Annotated in this window: 19 protein-coding genes; 2 read left to right on the forward strand and 17 right to left on the reverse strand. The window is 50.4% G+C overall.

The features are described 5' to 3' along the window. Positions 1 to 5: 5 nt before the first annotated feature. The 9 genes from pstB to OHJ21_RS17260 all read right to left on the reverse strand — a co-directional run bounded on the left by pstB (position 6) and on the right by OHJ21_RS17260 (position 10,507). Positions 6 to 761: a phosphate ABC transporter ATP-binding protein PstB gene (gene pstB, locus OHJ21_RS17220; protein ID WP_113057485.1), complete on the reverse strand. Its 756-nt coding sequence runs from the start codon at positions 759 to 761 to the stop codon at positions 6 to 8. A gap of 48 nt (positions 762 to 809) precedes the next feature. After that, entirely contained in the window at positions 810 to 1,685 is an 876-nt protein-coding gene (pstA, locus tag OHJ21_RS17225; protein WP_100538787.1) for a phosphate ABC transporter permease PstA, read from the reverse strand. Next, complete coding sequence (gene pstC, locus OHJ21_RS17230) at positions 1,686 to 2,579, reverse strand: phosphate ABC transporter permease subunit PstC (RefSeq protein ID WP_243390879.1); 894 nt, start codon at positions 2,577 to 2,579, stop codon at positions 1,686 to 1,688. A gap of 99 nt (positions 2,580 to 2,678) precedes the next feature. Further along, positions 2,679 to 3,683: a PstS family phosphate ABC transporter substrate-binding protein gene (locus OHJ21_RS17235; RefSeq protein WP_100538789.1), complete on the reverse strand. Its 1,005-nt coding sequence runs from the start codon at positions 3,681 to 3,683 to the stop codon at positions 2,679 to 2,681. A gap of 127 nt (positions 3,684 to 3,810) precedes the next feature. After that, positions 3,811 to 5,001, reverse strand: coding sequence for a methyl-accepting chemotaxis protein (locus OHJ21_RS17240; RefSeq protein WP_486020661.1), 1,191 nt, complete (start codon positions 4,999 to 5,001; stop codon positions 3,811 to 3,813). A 175-nt stretch (positions 5,002 to 5,176) separates the two neighbouring features. Next, complete coding sequence (locus OHJ21_RS17245; RefSeq protein WP_100538791.1) at positions 5,177 to 5,908, reverse strand: response regulator transcription factor; 732 nt, start codon at positions 5,906 to 5,908, stop codon at positions 5,177 to 5,179. Positions 5,909 to 5,978: 70 nt separating this feature from the next. Continuing rightward, positions 5,979 to 7,793, reverse strand: coding sequence for a two-component system histidine kinase PnpS (gene pnpS / locus OHJ21_RS17250; RefSeq protein ID WP_394054280.1), 1,815 nt, complete (start codon positions 7,791 to 7,793; stop codon positions 5,979 to 5,981). A 25-nt stretch (positions 7,794 to 7,818) separates the two neighbouring features. Further along, positions 7,819 to 8,790 carry a bile acid:sodium symporter family protein gene (locus tag OHJ21_RS17255; protein WP_326114482.1) on the reverse strand — a complete coding sequence of 324 codons (972 nt, stop codon included), beginning with the start codon at positions 8,788 to 8,790 and terminating at the stop codon, positions 7,819 to 7,821. 163 nt (positions 8,791 to 8,953) lie between these two features. Further along, a complete protein-coding gene (locus OHJ21_RS17260) occupies positions 8,954 to 10,507 on the reverse strand; it encodes a fumarate hydratase (protein ID WP_486020663.1) in 1,554 nt (517 codons plus the stop codon). A 218-nt stretch (positions 10,508 to 10,725) separates the two neighbouring features. On the opposite strand from OHJ21_RS17260, the gene OHJ21_RS17265 reads away from it, so the two are divergent. Further along, positions 10,726 to 11,097 carry a hypothetical protein gene (locus OHJ21_RS17265; protein ID WP_394054277.1) on the forward strand — a complete coding sequence of 124 codons (372 nt, stop codon included), beginning with the start codon at positions 10,726 to 10,728 and terminating at the stop codon, positions 11,095 to 11,097. A gap of 132 nt (positions 11,098 to 11,229) precedes the next feature. Here the strand turns inward: OHJ21_RS17265 and OHJ21_RS17270 are convergent, their stop codons facing one another. From OHJ21_RS17270 to citZ, 5 genes are all read right to left on the reverse strand, one after another. After that, on the reverse strand, positions 11,230 to 12,096 hold the full coding sequence (locus OHJ21_RS17270; protein ID WP_127593303.1) for an SDR family oxidoreductase: 867 nt from the start codon (positions 12,094 to 12,096) through the stop codon (positions 11,230 to 11,232). Positions 12,097 to 12,384: 288 nt separating this feature from the next. Then, positions 12,385 to 12,810 (reverse strand): hypothetical protein, encoded by a 426-nt coding sequence (locus OHJ21_RS17275; RefSeq protein ID WP_100538796.1) that lies wholly within the window; start codon positions 12,808 to 12,810, stop codon positions 12,385 to 12,387. A 152-nt stretch (positions 12,811 to 12,962) separates the two neighbouring features. After that, positions 12,963 to 13,904 carry a malate dehydrogenase gene (gene mdh, locus OHJ21_RS17280; protein ID WP_486020665.1) on the reverse strand — a complete coding sequence of 314 codons (942 nt, stop codon included), beginning with the start codon at positions 13,902 to 13,904 and terminating at the stop codon, positions 12,963 to 12,965. Between the two features lie 14 nt (positions 13,905 to 13,918). Next, positions 13,919 to 15,211, reverse strand: coding sequence for an NADP-dependent isocitrate dehydrogenase (icd, locus tag OHJ21_RS17285; protein WP_100538798.1), 1,293 nt, complete (start codon positions 15,209 to 15,211; stop codon positions 13,919 to 13,921). 144 nt (positions 15,212 to 15,355) lie between these two features. Then, a complete protein-coding gene (gene citZ / locus OHJ21_RS17290; RefSeq protein WP_100538799.1) occupies positions 15,356 to 16,468 on the reverse strand; it encodes a citrate synthase in 1,113 nt (370 codons plus the stop codon). 377 nt (positions 16,469 to 16,845) lie between these two features. Here citZ and ytvI point away from each other — a divergent pair, with 377 nt between their 5' ends. Then, positions 16,846 to 17,964 (forward strand): sporulation integral membrane protein YtvI, encoded by a 1,119-nt coding sequence (ytvI, locus tag OHJ21_RS17295; RefSeq protein ID WP_100538800.1) that lies wholly within the window; start codon positions 16,846 to 16,848, stop codon positions 17,962 to 17,964. Between the two features lie 170 nt (positions 17,965 to 18,134). Here the strand turns inward: ytvI and OHJ21_RS17300 are convergent, their stop codons facing one another. From OHJ21_RS17300 to pyk, 3 genes are all read right to left on the reverse strand, one after another. Beyond that, positions 18,135 to 18,527, reverse strand: a complete 393-nt coding sequence (locus tag OHJ21_RS17300) for an FxsA family protein (protein WP_098748409.1) — start codon at positions 18,525 to 18,527, stop codon at positions 18,135 to 18,137. Between the two features lie 4 nt (positions 18,528 to 18,531). Then, positions 18,532 to 19,041: an acyl-CoA thioesterase gene (locus tag OHJ21_RS17305; protein ID WP_100538801.1), complete on the reverse strand. Its 510-nt coding sequence runs from the start codon at positions 19,039 to 19,041 to the stop codon at positions 18,532 to 18,534. Between the two features lie 105 nt (positions 19,042 to 19,146). Next, complete coding sequence (gene pyk / locus OHJ21_RS17310) at positions 19,147 to 20,574, reverse strand: pyruvate kinase (RefSeq protein WP_100538802.1); 1,428 nt, start codon at positions 20,572 to 20,574, stop codon at positions 19,147 to 19,149. Between the last annotated feature and the right edge of the window lie 39 nt (positions 20,575 to 20,613).

The following is a 20,613-nucleotide window of genomic DNA, read 5'->3' on the forward strand; positions in this document are numbered from 1 at the left end:
ATGGCTTAACCGAAACGGCCCGAGATATAATCCTCGGTACGTGCATCCGACGGTGTCGAGAACAGCGTATCGGTGTTTGCGGATTCAACCACTTCGCCATTCAGGAAAAATACCGTCTGCCCGGATACGCGTGCAGCCTGATGCATATTGTGCGTAACCATGACGATGGTATATTTGCTCTTCAGCTCTTGCACCAGCTCTTCGATCTTCAGTGTCGAGATCGGGTCCAGCGCGGACGTGGCTTCGTCCATCAGCAGGATATCCGGCTGTACGGCAAGTGCCCGGGCAATGCACAGACGCTGCTGTTGGCCGCCGGACAAGCTCAGCGCGGACCGCTTGAGATAATCTTTGACTTCATCCCACAGCACGGCTTGTTTCAAGCTTTGTTCCACGATTTGATCAAGCTCCGCTTTACTGCGGATCCCGTGGAGACGAGGCCCGTAGGCGATGTTGTCATAGATCGATTTAGGAAACGGGTTCGGCTGCTGGAATACCATCCCTACCTGCTTGCGCAGGGCTTCAACGTGGACTTCCTCGCTGTAGATTTCGGTCCCGCCGATTTGCACGCTGCCTTCAATCCGTGTGGAAGGAATCATGTCGTTCATCCGATTCAGCGTACGCAGCAGCGTTGACTTACCACAGCCCGACGGTCCGATGAACGCCGTCACCGTTTTCTCCGGAATGTCCAGATCCACGTTCTTAAGCGCATGGTACGTGTCGTAGTAAAGGTTTAATTTCTTAATCTGTATGATGGATTCCATATCTTATTCATGTCTCCTTTTTCACGATTAGATCTGCTTATGCGTATCTTAGATGTTCTTCGAATACTTGTTCCGGATCCATACGGCTGCAATGTTCATGATGAACAGCATGATGAGCAACAGAATAATACCCGAAGCCGCCAGTTCGTGGAAAGCCTCACTTGGTCTTGATACCCAGTTAAAGATCTGGATCGGCATGACAGTAAACGAATCGAGCAGATTTTCCGGCAAGAAGGCCACGTACGTTAAGGCACCAATCATGATCAGCGGTGCGGTTTCGCCGATCGCACGAGACAAAGCCAGGATAACCCCGGTCATAATTCCTGGAATCGCTGACGGGAGCACGGCGCTGGATACCGTTTGCCATTTCGTTGCGCCCAGCGCATAAGAAGCATCGCGCCGGTTCTTAGGCACGGCGCGAAGCGCCTCCTGAGCGGCAACGATAATAATCGGCAGCACCAGCAGCGTCATCGTTAATACCCCGGAGAGCAGGCTGCGGCCAAGATTCATGCCGCGTACAAAAATCGCCAGTCCCAGGATACCGTATATAATAGAAGGAACCCCTGCAAGCGTACTGATATTCAGCTGAATCAGCCGAACCCAGCGGCTGCGTCCTGCATACTCTTCGAGAAAGATCGCTGCGCCCACGCCTAATACGAAGGACAGCGGAGCCATGAGCAGAAGCAGATAAACCGTGCCGACAATCGGCGATTTCAGTCCTGCTTTATCCGCAATACGTGACGGAAAGTTGGTGAACAGATCAGGTGAGAGTCTGTGAACACCATCCATCACGATCGTGACAATCAAAGCCATCAAGGCAAGAATACCGATACTGGTACAAGCCAGGAATATCATGTGCAGCGTCTGGTCACTACGGCGTCTCCGGTTGATTCCTTTGCTATCTCCCAGATTCAATTGTTCCATCTAGTATTCCTCCCTGAAGCGGCGAGCGACCCACTGCGCCAATATATTAAGCAAGAAGGTGATGACAAACAAGGTCAGACCTACCGCAAAAATCGTGCCGTATTCAATCGTTCCGCGCGGAACATCACCCATACTTACCTGAACGATATAAGAAGTCATCGTCTGAATGCTATCCAGCGGATTCAGCGTCAGCTGCGGCGTAGCGCCGGCCGCAACCGTTACGATCATCGTTTCGCCAATCGCGCGCGAGAATGCCAATACGAAGGATGATACGACCCCCGACAGAGCGGCAGGCAGCACAATTTTCAGCGCAACCTCAAATCGGGTAGCACCCAGCGCGTATGCTCCGTGACGAAGGCTTTTAGGTACCGCGCGCATCGCATCTTCACTTAGAGACGAAATCATAGGCAGGACCATGATCCCTACCACAATACCCGCACTTAGCGCATTAAATATACCCATATCGGGAAAAATCTTTTGAAGGAATGGCGTTACCGTTTCAAGCGCAAAATATCCATAAACAATCGTTGGTACACCAGCCAATACCTCGAGCACTGGCTTTACAACCCCCCGAACCCGGGCAGGAGCGTATTCATTAAGATAAATAGCGCATGCCAAGCCGATAGGCACTGCGAATAAGATCGCAATGCCTGTAATCAGCAATGTGCCGCCCAGCAGGGGCAGCACGCCGAATTCTTTTGGAGGGAGAATCGGACTCCATGTCGTTCCTGTCAGAAAGGACCATACCGGTACTTCCTTGAAGAAGATCACGGATTCCTGTAGAAGCGTATATACAATACCGATGGTAGTAAACACCGAAAGCATGGCACACAAGCCGAGCAGGATTGGAATGATTTTGTCTGAGGTGCGCGTTTTGCTTCGACGGAATGTCATGCTTTTTGTGTTTACCGCCACGGGTGAAGTTTTGTTCATTCTCCTCTTCCCTTTCTATCGGTTGCCCGAAGGATTCCCTTCGGGCATGTAGTCTTTAAATTATTTTGCCAACTTGTCTTTTTCTTCTTTGTACTGTTCATCTTGAAGCGGTACGAAACCAACTTCGCCAGCAAGACTAGCGGCATTATCAAGGTAGAAGTTCATGAACGCATTCACTTCTGGACGCTCAAGCTCTTTATCGTTAACATAGAGCAGCAGCGGACGGGACAATGGAGCATAACTGTTATCCTTGATCGTTTCCATGCTTGGAGCTACGGTAGCCGTACCGTTATCGATCGGAACCAGCTTCAATTTGTCTTGGTTCTCTTCATAGAACGAGAATCCGAAGTATCCGATGGAGTTCTTGTCGCCGGCAACCCCTTGTACAACTGCGTTTGTATCGGCACTGAACGTAATTTGGCTATCGTTTCTGCTTGCTTGCGCTTCACCGTTGATCGCTTCTGTGAAGTAATCGAATGTTCCGTGGTCTGTACCTGGCGAGTAAATTTTGATTTCCTCTGCCGGCCATCCTTCACGAACGTCAGCCCATGTTTTTACAGTGCTGTTCGGCTCATAAATTTTCTTAAGCTCATCTACGCTCAATTTATCTACGAAATCATTGTCTGGGTTAACAACAACGGACAATCCGTCATAAGCTACCAGGACCTCATGATAGGTAATGCCTTTGGATTTTGCTTCTTCAGCTTCACTGTCTTTAATTGGACGGGATGCATTGGAAATTGGAATCTCTCCATTATTGAAGCGTTTGAATCCGCCACCTGTTCCGCCTGTTCCAATCGGAATGCGGACATCCGGGTTAGCTGCGCCGAACTCTTCAGCAATCGCTTCGGTTAACGGGTGCAGTGTGCTGGAACCGTCAATTTCAATCGTTCCTGACAAAGCTGTTGCAGTACTTCCTTCGTTTTGCTGTGCTGAACCGTTGTCTGTAGTTTCTCCGGAAGCACCGCCGGAAGTTGTTCCTCCTCCGCATGCCGCCAAAAGCGTGCTCAGCATTAACACCAATACGAGAATACCTGCTGGTTTACGACCCCTTCTTTTAAACAAACGAATCCACTCCTTCAAAATGGTTGTTGTCTCTACTTCCTACTTACAATATTGATATTAATCCCGGAATGTAATAGCAGTTTCTGAGAAATGTAAACGCAGTGTAAAATATTTAATAAAAGTAGAGTTATAGATTCGAACTTTCTTCCATGATCGAATTTTCACCGGTGTTCATTCCGGCAAGCTCATCCTTGACCCGCTCCACACGCTTCACGGTTTCCTCGGCCAGTTGATAAACGTGATTACCGGACTTCTGAACCTCTTGAACGGCATTGTCCATCTCATTAAACATCTGGGCACCTTCCGTTACATACCCCTCGCAGGATTGGATTTCCCTAAGCGATGAAACTGCCCCCTTGGCTGTATCTGCTACCAGGCGCTGGATGTGCTCGAGCAGCTGCGATATGTCCCCTGACAGCTTGCGCGTTTGTTTTGCCAGCGATTGTACCTCTGCCGCAACCACTTGAAATCCCCGCCCATGCTCGCCGGCATGTGCGGCTTCAATCGAGGCATTCATGGCCAGCAGACTGCTTTGGTTTGCAAGCTCGGTAATCATGCCGGTGATGGAAAATATTCGGCTGGCATCGGCAGCGAGCTCGGAGGCCTGGCCTTCACGCTTCGTCATATCCTCCACAAGGCCAAGGTACGAGGTTCGGACAAGATCCAATTTCTCCTTCCCGGTTTGTGACCACTCCCTCATGCGTATACATTCCGAGTTTGTTCTCGCTGCTGCCGTTCGGACTTCAGTTAACGAGGATTGAATGTTCCGAGTATGCCGGTAGCTTTCCTGCAGGATCAGTTCCCGCTTCTCTTCCGCTTCCGCTTGAAGCCCGCTGGACAGACTCATCAGATCCCGGACGGTAAGCACGCCCAGCAGCCGGTCAGCCTCCGTGATCAGGACACAATCGTAAAATTTTGAATCCGGGCGCTGCAGGGACCATTCCAGCAGCGTTCCGACCTTCTCGAAAATATCGACACGCATCGGTTGATGGTCCGCAAACTGAAAGGCGGGCTTGGAGTAATACAGGTCAACGGCAAACCTGCCCATCATTCGCTGGTAAAAGACATCCCGCATGATCAGTCCTGCCGGTGTATCTGCCTCATCGCAATAAATAACGCACGGAATACGGTGGTCCTTCGCAAACACATTCAGCACATCGAGGCAGGATTCAGATTTTCTTATAACAGGGACCCTTCTTATGTAATGCCGATATAATGCGCCTGCTTCAGGCTCGCTTGTTACTTGTTCATCAAGTTCCGGCTCTACCTCCATCTTCATTCTCTCTGTCTGATTCGGTTTGGTTTGAAGCAGTGTCATGCGCCTTCACCCCTTCTTCATCTGGTCCTTTAGACGCATCTTACCGGACAAGTATTATGGGAATATACTCGAATGATTAAGGGAGTGTAAACTACGGAAGGATCATGGCCGGGATATGAGACATTAGACAGGTCAGAATCTGACCAAAGACCCAAAAAAAAGACCCCTCATCATTTCAAACGGAATGATGGGAGCCTTTTTTCGGATTCACTACGAGTTTATAACCAACCCCGCGAATGGAGTCAATGTGTACAGATTCAGGATCGAGCTCAAGCTTCTTGCGCAGGGAACTCACATGAACGTCCACGGTTCGCTGACCGCCGATATAATCGAAGCCCCAGACCACGTTCATCAGATCATCCCTCGTTAACACTACGCCCGGTTTTTTGGCCAGGTAGAGCAGCACCTCAAATTCTTTCGGCCGGAGATTAATGCTCTGACCGCCAAGCCGGACCTCGTATTTCTCAGGATAGATTTCCAGCTGTCCAAGTGAAATGACATTTCCTTGATGGTCTGTCGTCTTTACCTCATCGGCGTGACCGGACACCCGGCGCATGACGGCCGATACACGGGCCAGCAGCTCAGATACGCCAAATGGCTTGGTAATATAGTCATCCGCCCCCATCTTCAGGCCTTGAACAACTTCCTCCTCGGCGTTCTTCGCGGTCAGAATGATGATCGGCGTGGTAATTCCGTTGCTGCGAAGCTTCTCCAAAATCTGAAAGCCGTTCATGCCAGGCAGCATGACATCCAGCAGAATCAGATCATATTCATGATGCGACGCTTTCTCGTAACCTGCGGTACCGTGTTCCTCTACCTCGACTTGAAAGCCTTCCTGTGTCAGATTGTAGGACAACAGCCGCGAAAGTGTCGGCTCATCTTCAATAACAAGCATGCGTTGCGTCAATGTTACCCCCGCCCTTATCTTGATAATTGGACTGCTCATGCAAGTATATCAACAGAATGTTAACGGAGTGTTAACTTCCTGTATCGGCCGTTTCCTGCAATACCGGGAGCTCAATGATGAAGGAGCTGCCGATTCCCAGCTCGCTCTCCACCTTGATGGTTCCGTGATGAAGATCCACCAGATGCTTCACGATCGATAGTCCAAGCCCCGTTCCGCCTGATCCGCGCGAACGCGCTTTATCCACCCGATAGAATCGTTCAAATATACGGGGAAGGTCTTTCTTCGGAATGCCAATCCCGGAATCCTTAACAATGAATTCCACAATATCCTCGGCATTCCCATTACTATGCTTTTCACGAGCCGTTAATTTTACTCGTCCGCCTTCTTGCGTGTAACTGATCGCATTCGAGAGCAGATTCATAAAAATCTGGCGGAGCTTGTCCTCGTCCCCCTCCATAAACAGCTCTTCCGGAATGTCGAGCTCCAGGCTGATCCGCTTCTTCTCCGCGACCGTGCGCATCATTTCGGATATCGTATCAAAGAACGCCGACAGATGAATCGGCGAGTAATCCATCTGAATCCGCTTGGATTCGATCTTGGACAGCTCCAGAATGTCACCGATCAGCCGGTTCAGCCGTTCGGACTCGTCATAGATAATCTGGAGGAAGGAGCGCGATGTCTTCTCATCAGTAACCCCGCCGCCAAGCAGCGTTTCGGCAAACCCTTTAACCGCGGCAAGCGGAGTCTTCAGCTCGTGAGATACGTTGGCTACGAATTCGCTCCGCATGCGTTCAAGTCTGCGGATATCACTTACATCCTGCAGCAGGAACAGCATGCCTCGATAAGACTCCTGCTCTTCCTCTTGCATCATCGCAACCCCATCCAGGCGGATGATCGATTCCACCGGATAATAAATGTTGCGCTCCTCATGGAAGCCTTCCTTGCTCTCCAGGCCTTCCTCCATCAGTTTGGTCAATTCATAATGCTGCTTGAGCTCACGGTACGATTTGCCTGTTATCACTTCGGCATTAATCCCGAGCATTTTCTCGGCAGCACGGTTCACAAGAATGATCTGGCCTGCCCCGCTCACCATGACAATACCGCCTGTCATATTGTTTAGAACGCTTTGCAGCAAATCTTCATTATCCCGTATCGTCCGCAGCTGGGTCTGTAGGCTGTCGGCCATTCCGTTAATGGCTTGCGCCAATTGACCGATCTCGTCTTTACGGTGAATCTTCACCCTCGCATCATATTCTAGGCGCGATATCCGTCTGGCTACGCGCGTGATCTTCTCCAGCGGCGATGTCAAGCCCTTGGCAACGCGATAACTCACCAAGGCAGCAATCAAGAACAGCACCAGCAGGCCGATCCCCATCACAGTCCAGCCTTGTTTGACTCCCTGGTCCACTTCCTTGAGACTGACGGACAATCTGACGAATCCGTCGAAATTCTCTCCGGCCTTGACCGGAAGAGCGACGTACAGCATGTCCTGCTCAAGCGTATCGCTCCGACGAATGGTACTCCCGCGGCCTTCTTTTACGGCTTCAAGCATCTCCTCACGATTAGCGTGGTTATCCATGGTTAACGGATCACTCTCCGAGTCCCCGATCACCTTACCATCCTTCAGTATAAACGTCACTCTCGCATCGGACAGTTCCTCAAGCTGCACGGATCTGTTGGTATAATACGAAAGAGCATCCGCGCTGTCCGTATCCGGAAACTCCATCATGGTCTGCAGAAGCCGTATCTCCCGGACCATATTGTCCTCCAGCAGCTGAATATGGGACTGCTTGAATACCGTCACCATAGCCAGTCCTGCCGCGAGCATAGATAACCCAATTAAAGTAAGCATAATTAGAGTCAAACGATTGCGATACTGCCTCATGGTCTCTCCTCTTTCTGCCGCGTGGTCATTTTGGATAACTTACCGTCCGTGTGCGTCTTCGGTGAAATAACGCATGAATGATGGTTGCCGCCGGCTGCTGGAACATAATGCCCAGCACTACCGGGATCGAAGCCTGGGGTGAGAAATAAGTTGTAGCCAGCACCATCCCGAGTGATATATTACGCATTCCGGACGCGTATGTAAATGTAATTTGCATTTCTCGTGTCGGTCCCAGCATCGCATATGAGCCAAAATAACCAAGCAAATAACAGATCACAATCAGCGTGAAGACAACCGGGACGACCACCAGCATCTCCTCTTTCATGCCTGCTGCATGGGGAGCGATGGCTGCTGCATTCAGCATAACCACAAGCATAAAAAACAGCTTCGATATCGGCTGGGCTACGGGAGCCGACCAGTCTTTAATCCGTCCTTTGGAACCTTCATACAGCATCACCCCGATCAGAGTGGGCAATACCACCATCGTCAGCAAATCGAGAATCAGCTCAGACGCATTCCAGGTAACCAGCGCATCCCCGATAAACATATCCATCAAAGCCGGGACGACTAGCGGACTGAGTATGGTATCCAGCACGACCACCGCTAAGATGAACGGAACGCTGCCGCCGGAGCTACCGACCCACATCACCGAGGATATTCCCAGCGGAATGATCGCAAATAACAGCAAGCCGATCGTATAATCCGAATGCGCACCAAACACGGCCGAGCCCAGTCCATAGGCAAGCAACGGAGCTGCCGCATGGGCAAGAAAGAGCGTTAACATAACGGCAAGGGGGCGTTTTAGAACCCCTTGCAGATGACGGATCCCACAGCCAAGCGCCATAACCAGCGTGATATAACCGAATAGATAAGGAATCCAGTGAACAAAGTCCAGCAAAACATCCGAAAGCAGCCAGCCTAGCACCAGCGAGCCGGGAATCAAGAGAAAGGTGTACTTTTCAAACCAAGATGCAAAGGCCAGTCCAAAACTTCTCACCTGTTTCCTCCTATGACTGAATTGACGTATTTGACTTTCATCATAAACCGGAGCGTGCGAAAACCGCAACGAAAATTCGAAATAAGAGTCCCAATCCCAAGCTCAACAAAAAAGCATCGACCGGCTCATTGTGGCCAATCAATGCTTCTTCATATGCTATGGATTAGGAGAACACCGGATCTTTAAACATGGCCAGCTTCTGTGCCGAATCCTTGCTCACATCGGCATGCAGGCTGTTTCCGTGCGAATCCATCGTGACGATGGCGGCAAAGCCATCGACCTCCAAATGCCACATCGCTTCCGGAATGCCAAACTCCATGAAATCCACGCCGTTTACTTTTTTGATGCATCTCGCATAATACTGGGCGGCCCCGCCGATCGCATTCAGATACACGCCGCCATGCTCCTGCAGCGCTTCAAGCGTCTTGGGACCCATGCCGCCTTTTCCGATGACCGCGCGAATGCCGAATTTTTTCAAAATATCGCCCTGGTACGGTTCCTCACGAATGCTGGTTGTCGGGCCTGCCGCCTTGACATGCCATCCCTCTTCATCCTGCATCATAACCGGGCCGCAGTGATAAATCACGGATCCGTTCAAATCGATAGGAGCATCGTGATCCATCAGGTATTTATGAAGCGCATCCCGTCCGGTATGCATCTCGCCTCGGATAACCACCACATCCCCAACGCGCAGGGAACGAATTTGCTCCTCGCTGATTGGCGTCTGCAGGACCACCTCGCGGCTCTTGGAATCACTGGGTCCGGAGTCCTCGGCTTGAGAAACAGCCGTTTCGGAATTTGCGTTCATCTGCACCTCGCTGCCCGCTTCATACAGCCAGTCTGTGATCTCCCCGGTTTCCGGTTCAACCAATACGCCTTGACGGCGGAATGCCCAGCAGTTATAAGCAACCGATACAAAAAAGCTTGCCGGCAAACGGTTCATCGCACCGATCTTGCAGCCGAGCAGCGTAACTTCTCCGCCAAAGCCCATCGTGCCGATCCCCAGCTTATTTGCATTTTCCAATATGTAATCTTCGAGCTTCGCCAAATCTTCATTCGGATTCACATCTTCCACATGACGGAACAGCTGATGCTTCGCAAGCTCGTAACCGGTCGTCCGGTCGCCTCCAATGCCTACGCCGATAAATCCGGCGCTGCAGCCCTGTCCTTGAGCTTGATACACCGCATGCATGATGCATTTGCGGATTCCGTCCAGATCGCGGCCCGCTTTCCCCAACCCTTCAAGCTCTGCAGGAAGACTGTACTGGATGTTTTTGTTCTCGCAGCCGCCCCCTTTCAGGATGAGACGGACATCCACCTTATCCTGCTCCCATTGCTCGAAATGGATGACGGGCGTACCAGGACCGAGATTATCCCCGCTGTTAGCGCCAGTCAACGAATCCACCGAGTTTGGACGCAGCTTGCCATCCTTCGTGGCACGAATCACTGCGGAGTAAATCGCCTTCTTCATCTCGATTTGGTTCGCACCCACCGGGGTATGCACGATGAATGTTGGCATGCCGGTATCCTGGCAGATCGGCGATACTTCCTGCTCGGCCATCTCAATATTTTGAGCGATCGTTGCCAGTGCCAGCCCCGCTCGCGTTGCCGCATCCTCAGACGCTCGCCCGCGGTTGACTGCTCTTCGCACATCCCCGGGCAAATTCGTGGAGGTTTCTACAATCAGTCGATACATGCTCTCTTCAAATAATTTCATAACGTTGGTAAACTCCTCTCTTTCATAACCCTGACATGATAGCAAAAAAGAATCATTATAAACGGCCAATATTGTTATCATATCATATCATTTCGCACATGAAAGGGTTTACTTCAAAAAATGAAAGAGTAGAGAAAATGTGTTGATTTTCCCCGTCGCATCGACCATACCAATCTATGAATCTCACATATATTGGTTAAGGAAAGGAGGTGATTGCTATGATGAAAGCCTCAATCTCCCAGGTGGTCTTTCCAAGGCTTGCCTTGTTTAGAAACGAGTTTTACAGAGGACGCCGATTTGTAGTTCGTGGTAACGTCGGGATCCGTAATCTCGAGAGAACTTTCGGGGACATTGAAAGCTTGAGATTCTTCTCGACCAGTTCCAATGCAACCCTGGTCCTGTTCTCGGAGACGAATTTCAGGGGCAGATTCAGGGTATTCCGCGGCAACACCAACATCGCCGATCTGGATGATATTATTCGCGGCGAAGAGCCAGAATCCATTATCAGCTCCAACCGTCGTTTGACGCTGGCACAGATCAGAGCGATCCGGGAAACCGGCGTGCTTCCTTCCGGTTTTAGAAGCATCTGATTCTCCGTAAGCCCCGTAACCTCTCCTAAACTCACCCATGATAAAATAGCGGACATCCGGGCCGAAGCCCCGGATGTCCGCTCTGTTTTCCATGTTATGTTGTAACCAACGGTTGTTAGCGAGCGAAACGTCTTAGCCGTTAATGACTTCGCCGCCATTCACGTGGATCACTTGACCGCTCACATAGGAAGAGTCGGTTGAAGCCAGATATACATAGGCAGGAGCCAGCTCTTCCGGTTGGCCCGGACGTTTCATCGGCTGGGTCGCCCCAAACTCGGCTACCTGATCCGGCGGGAACGTCGAAGGAATCAGCGGCGTCCAGATCGGTCCCGGTGCAACGGCATTCACCCGGATTCCTTGCCCGACCACGTTCATCGACAACGAACGCGTAAAGGCTACGATAGCCCCCTTGGTTGATGCATAATCTAGCAGCTGCGGACTTCCCCGATATGCCGTAATGGAGGTTGTATTAATAATCGAGCTTCCCTTGGACAGATGCGGCATCGCCGCCTGCGTCAGATAGAACATGCCGAATATATTCGTACGGAATGTCCGCTCCAATTGTTCTTTGGTAATATCCTCAATCTTCTTCTGTGGATGCTGTTCGGCTGCGTTGTTGACAAGAATATCGAGCTTCCCAAGTTTCTCCACGGTTTCGGTGACCGCATCGCGGCAAAACGCATCGTCGCCAACATCGCCGGCGATAAGCAGGCATTTACGGCCTTCCTGCTCCACTTGACGCTTGGTCTCTTCCGCATCCTTGTGCTCGCTCAAATACACAATGGATACGTCCGCGCCTTCCTTGGCATAGTGGACCGCAACCGCACGGCCGATTCCGCTGTCGCCTCCGGTAATTAGCGCAACCTTTCCTTGTAACTTACCGGCTGCTTTGTACTCGTTGCTTTCAAACTCCGGTTTTGGGTGCATCTCCGATTCGGTTCCGGGTCTGTGATCCTGATGCTGGGGCGGCAATGTTTGTTTCTGTTGATCTTGTGGCATATGAACATTTCTCCTTTCAGGTCAGTATCTCAAACTACCTCTCATAGGATGCGTTCGACGCGGCTTCTTATTCTCATAAAAAGCCCTTCGCTATTGTTTTTACCCATATTGAACGGGATCAAACGTAAACGCGGTTCTTTTCCCGTAACAAAATCCCTCCTCAAAAACCGGGCCTTGCGCCTAAAGTCCAGTCAAGATTTTGCCGGGACCCCCCGGAATATATAATTGCTGTAACATCAAAAAACCGCCCGAATAAACGGACGGCTTCTCTTTCATATGTAGCTGTTCTTAGATGATGTCATTAAATACCATGAAGAAAATCATGACGAGCAGCAGGAGGGACAACAACGCGCTGAATGTACTAAGCTTACCCGTTTCTTCCTTCACTTCACGCTTCTCGCGGATTCCTGCAAGCGCATTCTTCAGGGGTTTGCCCATAATGCCTCCAATCGCAAACATCGCCAGCAGCAGAACCGTTACAATGATCATCCAAGGAACCGAATACTCGCCCTGGGACATCATATATCCGCCAGTCAACAACTGAATAACCAAACCGTACTGAGCAAAACGGTTCGCTACTCGAATTGTATTAACGGCTCCTTCTTGAGCGCCGAGAGACAGCTTCTGAATACCGCCAACAACAAACGGCAGGATCAAGTAAAACCCTAGCGCCGCCGTGCCGACCATATGCAGAAAAAATGTCACATTCCACATAAACAATTCCTCCAAAGTCATAAGTGTGATTTTTATTACATCAAGTTCATCGTCTCTTATTATACTGGAGAGATCATCCAAAGAAAAGCAATCCCGTCCCGAATCACGGGACGGGATTGCATTATTAGACGATTTTGTGAATCCTGATTCAACTACAGGTTCACAACCGAAGTTACGTTACGCACGGATTCCGCTGACTTATCAAGTGCAGCTTTCTCATCGCCAGTCAGCTCAAGCTCGAAAATTCGCTCGATGCCGTCTCCGCCGAGAATTGCCGGAACACCCATGAACAGGTTGTCATAACCGTACTCGCCTTCCAGAAGTGCAATAACCGGAATGATCCGTTTCTTGTCCTTCAGAATCGCTTCCGTCATTTGGACCAGGGAAGCAGCCGGCGCATAGTATGCGCTGCCGTTCCCCAGCAGGTTGACGATTTCGCCGCCGCCGACCCGGGTGCGCTGCACAATCGCTTCAATGCGCTCAGCCGGAATCAGCGTGTCGATCGGAATGCCGCCCACGCTAGAGTAACGAACGAGCGGAACCATGTCATCGCCATGGCCGCCCAGAACGAAACCGCGGACATCCTCAACGGATACGTTCAGCTCTTGCGCGATGAAGGTGCAATAGCGTGCCGTATCCAGTACGCCCGATTGACCGATTACGCGGTTCTTAGGAAAGCCGAGTGTGTTGTATGCCACATAGGTCATGGCATCCACCGGGTTACTCAGGATGATAACCGTGGAGTTCGGTGCGTGACTCTTCACGTTCTCACATACGGATTTTACGATCCCTGCATTGGTATTAACGAGATCATCGCGGCTCATACCCGGCTTGCGGGCTACACCTGCTGTAATGATTACGATATCGGAATTAGCTGCATCTTCATAGTTGGACGTACCGACTATGTTGCTGTCAAATCCTTGAACGGGACTTGCTTCGAGCATATCCAGCGCTTTACCTTTCGTTGGGTTCTCGAGCTGCGGGATATCCAGCAGCACCACATCACCCAGTTCTTTTTGAGCAAGCATCAGGGCGGTAGTCGCACCTGTAAAGCCAGCACCTACTACCGTAATCTTTTTACGAGTAATTGCCACGATGAATCTCCTCCTTACAGGTTTTTAATGATTTCGTCTGCGAACTCGGAGCATTTCACTTCGGTAGCGCCTTCCATCAGGCGGGCGAAGTCATAAGTCACAGTTTTGTTGTTGATGGATGTTTCCATACCTTTGTAGATCAGGTCAGCCGCTTCCTGCCATCCGAGGTGCTCAAGCAGCATGACGCCGGAGAGGATAACGGAACCAGGGTTGACTACGTCTTTGTCTGCATATTTCGGAGCTGTACCATGAGTCGCTTCGAAAATCGCATGTCCTGTTACATAGTTGATGTTAGCCCCTGGAGCGATACCGATACCGCCAACTTGTGCAGCCAGCGCGTCAGACAGATAGTCCCCGTTCAGGTTCAATGTCGCAATGACATCAAAGTCGGTTGGACGAGTCAGAACTTGCTGCAGCGCGATGTCGGCAATCGCATCTTTAACGATGATTTTGCCGGCCTCTTCAGCTGCTTTTTGAGCAGCGTTAGCCGCATCTACGCCGTCTTTGTCCTTGATGATATCGTATTGAGCCCAAGTGAACACTTTATCGCCGAATTCAGCTTCAGCCACTTCGTACCCCCAGTTTTTGAAGGCACCTTCTGTAAATTTCATGATGTTGCCTTTGTGAACCAGTGTCACGGATTTGCGGCCATGCTTGATCGCATACTCAACTGCTGCACGCACAAGACGCTTGGAACCTTCGGAGGATACAGGCTTGATCCCGATACCGGACGTTTCCGGGAAGCGGATTTTGTTTGCTCCCATTTCGTCTTGAAGGAACTTGATCATTTTCTTCACTTCTTCGGAGCCTTCTTTATACTCAATACCTGCGTAGATGTCTTCCGTGTTCTCACGGAAAATAACCATGTCAACCAGCTCAGGGCGTTTTACCGGAGATGGTACGCCGTTGAAGTAACGAACAGGGCGCAAGCAAGTGTACAGGTCCAGCTCTTGGCGAAGGGCAACGTTCAGGGAACGGATACCGCCGCCGATTGGCGTTGTAAGTGGTCCTTTAATAGCAACGATGTACTCGCGAATCGCTTCAAGCGTATCGTTCGGGAGCCATTCACCGTATGTATTGTATGCCTTCTCACCGGCAAATACTTCATACCAGGCAATTTTCTTGGAACCGTTGTATGCTTTTTCTACGGCTGCATCAAGGACGCGCTTGGAAGCTTTCCAAATGTCACGGCCTGTACCGTCACCTTCAATAAAAGGAATGACAGGGTTGTTAGGCACCTGCAGGGTTCCGTTATCAATCGTGATTTTCTCGCCTTCGGTTGGTAATGCGAATTTTTCCAATTTCATGAGTATGAGTTCCTCCTTAGAATATGGTTCTTGTCTCTAGCCATTCCCAAAATACTCGCGTGAATAGGCACAGAGAAACCCGCCACCCGCGATTCAGTCACGTTTGAGCGGTTCTCTAGCCTATTGTACATGATTGCCAGCCACTTAGCGAAGTTCTATCGGCACATATTTTTGGTCGGTCATCCCTGTATACTCTGCGCGCGGGCGGATGATACGGTTGCCTTCATACTGCTCAAGAATGTGCGCAGTCCATCCGGATACACGGCTGATGGCAAAAATCGGCGTGAACAATTCCTGCTCGATGCCGAGCTGCGTATAGACCGATGCGGAATAGAAATCAACGTTCGGCTTCAGCCCTTTTTGGTTGGTAACCGTTTCGTCGATCAATACCGACATGTCGTACAGCGTGGTGTCGCCTTTCATTTCACCAAGCTCGCGGGACATTTTTTGCAGATGCTTCGCTCGCGGATCGCCGTTTTTGTATACGCGGTGTCCAAAGCCCATAATTTTTTCACGGTTGTCCAGCTTCTCCTGAATGTAAGCCTGAGCCCGATCAATCGAACCGACTTCGTTCAGCATCTTCATGACGGCTTCATTCGCGCCGCCGTGCAGAGGTCCTTTCAGCGCGCCAATGGCGGAAGTAACGCCGGAATATATGTCGGACAGCGTGGCTACGGTTACACGGGCAGCAAACGTGGATGCGTTAAGCTCGTGATCCGCATGCAATACCAGTGCCTGGTCCAGAGCCTTGATCGAAGTCTGATCAGGGTCTTCGCCTCTGAGCATATACAGGAAATTCTCCGAGATGGAGACGCCGGCTTTCGGAGCCACCGGCTCTTTGCCCTGACGAACACGGGCGATGGCAGCAATGATCGTCGGAAGCTGCGCTTGAAGTTTAACCGCTTTCTTCTCGTTCGATTCACGGCTCATATCGTCGCCTTCGGCGTCATACAGAGCAAGCGCGGATACAGCTGAGCGAAGCGCAGCCATCGTATTGGTATCCTTCGGATACAATTTGATCTGCTGGATAAGCTCATCCGGAATGGCAGCATAGTCGCTCAAATCTTGTTGAAGGGCTTTAAGCTCTTCGGCATTCGGAAGTTTTCCGAACCAGAGCAGATAGGCTACCTCTTCAAAACTTGCATGTTCTGCGAGATCGTCAATATCATATCCACGGTAAGTCAGAACGCCATCGACGATCGAACTAATCGCGGAGGTGGTAGCTACAATGCCTTCCAAACCCTTGGTAGCTGTCATGCAACATCTCTCCTTTATGATCGGGATAAACTGAACTATTTTGACAATCATGAAAACATTTTCATGAAGTCGGATAAAAAAGAAAAACGCGCAAAAAAATTGCTATGGTCCTAGTCACAAACCTTCTCATATCATACTGGATTTTGTCTGATATGTGAACATGAGCAGCGACATTCGCCGCATCAAATTGTTTTATCGACACCATAAACATTTTTTTGAAATCACTTACAATTCCATTATACCTGTGATAATTCTCATTGTCGAATCATGAAGACAAGCGTTTTCCAACTCTTTATCCTTATATTGAAACTCCTTGCATACGTATAGGAATGAGCGATTCTGCTCGTCCCTGAAGTGCTGCAAAGGAGTGTGATGGTTTGGAACGATTGATGCTCAAGCGTTTTGGCCGGGGAGTGTGGGTGCTGTCTTCCATCTTCGTGATCGCCTATTTGATATATGTACTGCTGCCGCTGCTTTATCCCTTCCTTCTGGCCTGGATCATCGCCTATGCCATGAATCCTTGCGTCCACCTGCTTCAGCGGAGTTTGAAGCTGCCGCGGTGGCTCGCTGTCACGTTGTCCCTGCTGCTGTATTTCGGAGCGGCTCTGCTGATCCTCACTGCGGCTGTCACCAGACTGGTCAAGGAGCTGATTATCCTGTCCCAGTCCTTCAATCTCCATATTGATGCCTGGATGGAATGGCTGACCGCCTGGACGCAGAATGATAGCTTCCAGAATATCATCAATGAGATTAGCCGGTTCTATCAGAACAACCCGAATTATCACGATACCATCAATCAGAATATTACCCGCACAACGCAAACGATTGGCACGGCCGTGACCGATTTAGTTACTGGTATTTTTAACGGAATTTTGCAAATTATTTATTACCTGCCGAACTTAGGCACGATTCTCATCGTCGTTTTGCTGTCCACGTTCTTTCTCAGCAACAGCTGGGAGCGCCATAATCGCGCGCTTCTCCGCATCCTACCGGGCGTCATTCGCAAACCCATGATCTATATCTTCTCAGATCTGAAAAAAGCGTTGTTCGGATTCGCGAGGGCCCAGTTGATTCTCATCTCCATCACGGCACTTATCGTCATGATCACCCTTTATGCGCTCGGGGTCGATTCCGCCTTCTCCATCGGTCTTCTGATCGGCTTGGTGGATCTTCTCCCATACCTGGGCGTCGGCATCGTCCTGATCCCTTGGTCGCTGTATGCCTTTATGACGGGCGACCTGACGCTCGGCATCGGACTCACCGTCCTGTACAGCATCATCCTGATCGTCAGGCAGATCATGGAGCCCAAGGTGCTCGCCAGCAGTGTGGGACTGGACCCGCTCGCCGCCCTGCTGGGCATGTTCGTCGGGCTCAAGCTGTTCGGCATTCTGGGGCTGATTGTAGGTCCCGTGTCGCTTGTCATCCTGGATGCTTTTCACCGGGCCCATGTATTCAAGGACCTTAGGAATTATATTATCGGGGGCAGGTTCAGGTAGCAGTCGGACGGACATGTTTGACTCATCATAGGGCTATAGTGATCAGATTATCATAGGATTGATAGAGGTACTTTCTGATCTTCCCTGATATTTCCTGATACTCTCTTGTGCTCCATGCATAAATAGACCGGCCCCTGAGGGGCCGGTCTTATGGGTGATGCCTGTTAGTATTATCTGCGAAATATCGTAATCTTGCCGTTTTTCATGTTTTTCTTCATCCATTTCAACAGCAAAATCCGATACAGCGGGCGAGTCAGCGGAAATATCAGCGTAAATCCGATAATGTCAGTTACAAAGCCCGGCAGAATAAGTAGTACTCCACCCGCAAATATACATAGACCATCGGCCATGGAAGCACCCGGAACCATGCCCGAATTCATTCTCTGCTTGGCATCTTCCATCGCTTTGCGGCCTTCGAACCTCATCATGGCCACGCCAACCGCAGAGGTCAGCAGCGTCAATAGCAAGGTATTCATGCCGCCCACGCGATCCGCAACGAACTGGAAGCCGAATATTTCAATAGCAGGCACGAAGATAATCGCTGCCAGCAACCATTTGAACATGAAGCTACTCCTTCCTCCCCCAAAGGGTGTCCCTCAATGCATCATACAGCTTTGGCGCGCATTTATCCAGTCGGGCCGGCTTCCACTCTCTATTCAGCCATACATGACGGGTCGCGCCTGCCGTTAACAAGGCACCGGGAAGCCCGGATTCGGGAGACAGATCCATCGTCCCCAAATCTGCCTGCTCCTGCTCGCTCAGCAAACGGACCTCATATTCATAGTGTATTCGAAGCGGGGAGAAAGCAGTCATTCTGGTAAACACCGTTACAAGATCATCATACCGCGCAGGCTGGCGGTACTTGATATCTAGATCAACCACCGGGAGCAGGACGCCTTCTTCTTCCATTCCGCGATACGTAAATCCCATTTCACGGATCATTTGGGTACGCCCGATCTCGAACCAGTTTAAATAGTTAGCATGATAGACGACACCCATTTGATCGCTTTCCTGGTAACGCACCCGAAAGGAAGTCCAGAACCAGCGACTTGGTGCCGGTACGGATGGTTTAGGCATCAACATCACCCCCTTATCTATGCAAAAAGCAATGGTCGATTAAAATTATCGTCCATTGCTTATATGCAGCTATATTCAGAATCCAGCGGAATCTTGACTGTTGTATTACTTCTCCTGTGGAATTTGATCCACTTTCAGAAGGTTGGTTGAGCCGGAACGGCCCAGCGGCACGCCTGCTGTAATCACAACAAGATCGCCTTCTTTCACGAGTCCGGACTTCACGCCGCCTTGCAGCGCATAATCAAACATCTCATCCGTAGAAGAAGCCTGTTCGCCTTTAACCGGCGTTACGCCCCAAGTCAGTGCCAAACGTCTCAACGTTCTGTCTTGAGTCGTGACAGCGACGATAGGAGCCTCTGGACGGTATTTGGATACCATGCGAGCCGTTTGACCGGATTCCGTGGACGAAATGATGGCTTTAGCATTCAGGTCAAGTGCCGAGATCGCAACGGATTGGCTGATTGCTTCGGTAACGCTGGTATCTTGAGCAATACGCTGCTTCAGGAACATTTCACGGTAGTTCAGTGCGGATTCCGCTTTCTCTGCGATACGGGACATGGTCAGTACGGATTCTACAGGGTATTTACCTGCAGCCGTTTCGCCGGACAGCATGATGGCATCGGTGCCGTCGAAAATCGCATTGGCAACGTCACTTGCTTCCGCACGGGTAGGACGCGGGTTGCGCTGCATGGAATCCAGCATTTGCGTAGCCGTAATGACCGGTTTGCCAGCCAGGTTACATTTTTCGATCATACGTTTTTGAACCAATGGAACTTCCTCAGCCGGAATCTCTACGCCGAGGTCGCCACGAGCTACCATCAAGCCGTCGGATACTTCGAGGATTTCATCCAGGTTGTCAACGCCCTGCTGGTTCTCGATTTTGGAGATGATTTGGATGTGCTCGCCATTATGCTTCTTCAGCAATTCGCGAATTTCAAGCACGTCACTTGCTTTACGAACGAAGGAAGCGGCAATAAAATCGATGCCCTGTTCGATCCCGAAAACGATATCGTTGGCGTCTTTTTCCGTAATTCCTGGGAGAGAAATCGCGACTCCCGGTACGTTTACACCTTTTTTGCTCTTAATGGTTCCGCCATTGACGATGCGGCATCTGATTTCGGTGCCTTGAATCTCCACCACGGTCAGACCGATCAGACCGTCATCGATCAGGATCGTGGATCCGACTTGAACATCTTGCGGCAACTCTTTGTAAGTAATGGACAAACGATTCTTATCACCTAGGATTTCCTCGGTAGTAAGGGTGATATATTCATCTTGTACAAGCTCAATCGGTTCCACTTCAAGTTTGCCTGTACGGATTTCCGGTCCTTTGGTGTCAAGCAGGATCGCTACCGTTTTGTTCAACTCTTCACAAGCTTGGCGGATGTTCTTGATCCGGTTGCCATGCTCCTCGAAGTCGCCGTGGGAGAAGTTCAGACGAGCCACGTTCATGCCGGCCATAATGAGCTTCTTGGTGTTTTCCAACGATTCACTGGAAGGACCGATGGTACATACAATTTTTGTTTTGCGCATTTGGGTTTCCTCCGTTTATTAAAGGGTTCTCTATATCTC

This window comes from Virgibacillus sp. LDC1 (assembly GCF_025792345.1).
Lineage (GTDB): Bacteria > Bacillota > Bacilli > Paenibacillales > Paenibacillaceae > Paenibacillus_AQ > Paenibacillus_AQ lautus.

Bases quoted from the DNA above. Each gene is read 5' to 3' on its own strand.
- OHJ21_RS17270 (WP_127593303.1), bottom strand. From the start codon at position 12,096: ATGCCACAAGATCAACAGAAACAAACATTGCCGCCCCAGCATCAGGAT.
- OHJ21_RS17300 (WP_098748409.1), bottom strand. From the start codon at position 18,527: ATGTTCAAATGGTTGCTGGCAGCGATTATCTTCGTGCCTGCTATTGAA.
- citZ (WP_100538799.1), bottom strand. From the start codon at position 16,468: ATGACAGCTACCAAGGGTTTGGAAGGCATTGTAGCTACCACCTCCGCG.
- OHJ21_RS17265 (WP_394054277.1), top strand. From the start codon at position 10,726: ATGATGAAAGCCTCAATCTCCCAGGTGGTCTTTCCAAGGCTTGCCTTG.
- OHJ21_RS17240 (WP_486020661.1), bottom strand. From the start codon at position 5,001: ATGACACTGCTTCAAACCAAACCGAATCAGACAGAGAGAATGAAGATG.
- pstB (WP_113057485.1), bottom strand. From the start codon at position 761: ATGGAATCCATCATACAGATTAAGAAATTAAACCTTTACTACGACACG.
- pstA (WP_100538787.1), bottom strand. From the start codon at position 1,685: ATGGAACAATTGAATCTGGGAGATAGCAAAGGAATCAACCGGAGACGC.
- pstC (WP_243390879.1), bottom strand. From the start codon at position 2,579: ATGACATTCCGTCGAAGCAAAACGCGCACCTCAGACAAAATCATTCCA.
- OHJ21_RS17305 (WP_100538801.1), bottom strand. From the start codon at position 19,041: ATGCCTAAACCATCCGTACCGGCACCAAGTCGCTGGTTCTGGACTTCC.
- OHJ21_RS17260 (WP_486020663.1), bottom strand. From the start codon at position 10,507: ATGAAATTATTTGAAGAGAGCATGTATCGACTGATTGTAGAAACCTCC.
- OHJ21_RS17275 (WP_100538796.1), bottom strand. From the start codon at position 12,810: ATGTGGAATGTGACATTTTTTCTGCATATGGTCGGCACGGCGGCGCTA.
- icd (WP_100538798.1), bottom strand. From the start codon at position 15,211: ATGAAATTGGAAAAATTCGCATTACCAACCGAAGGCGAGAAAATCACG.
- pnpS (WP_394054280.1), bottom strand. From the start codon at position 7,793: ATGAGGCAGTATCGCAATCGTTTGACTCTAATTATGCTTACTTTAATT.
- pyk (WP_100538802.1), bottom strand. From the start codon at position 20,574: ATGCGCAAAACAAAAATTGTATGTACCATCGGTCCTTCCAGTGAATCG.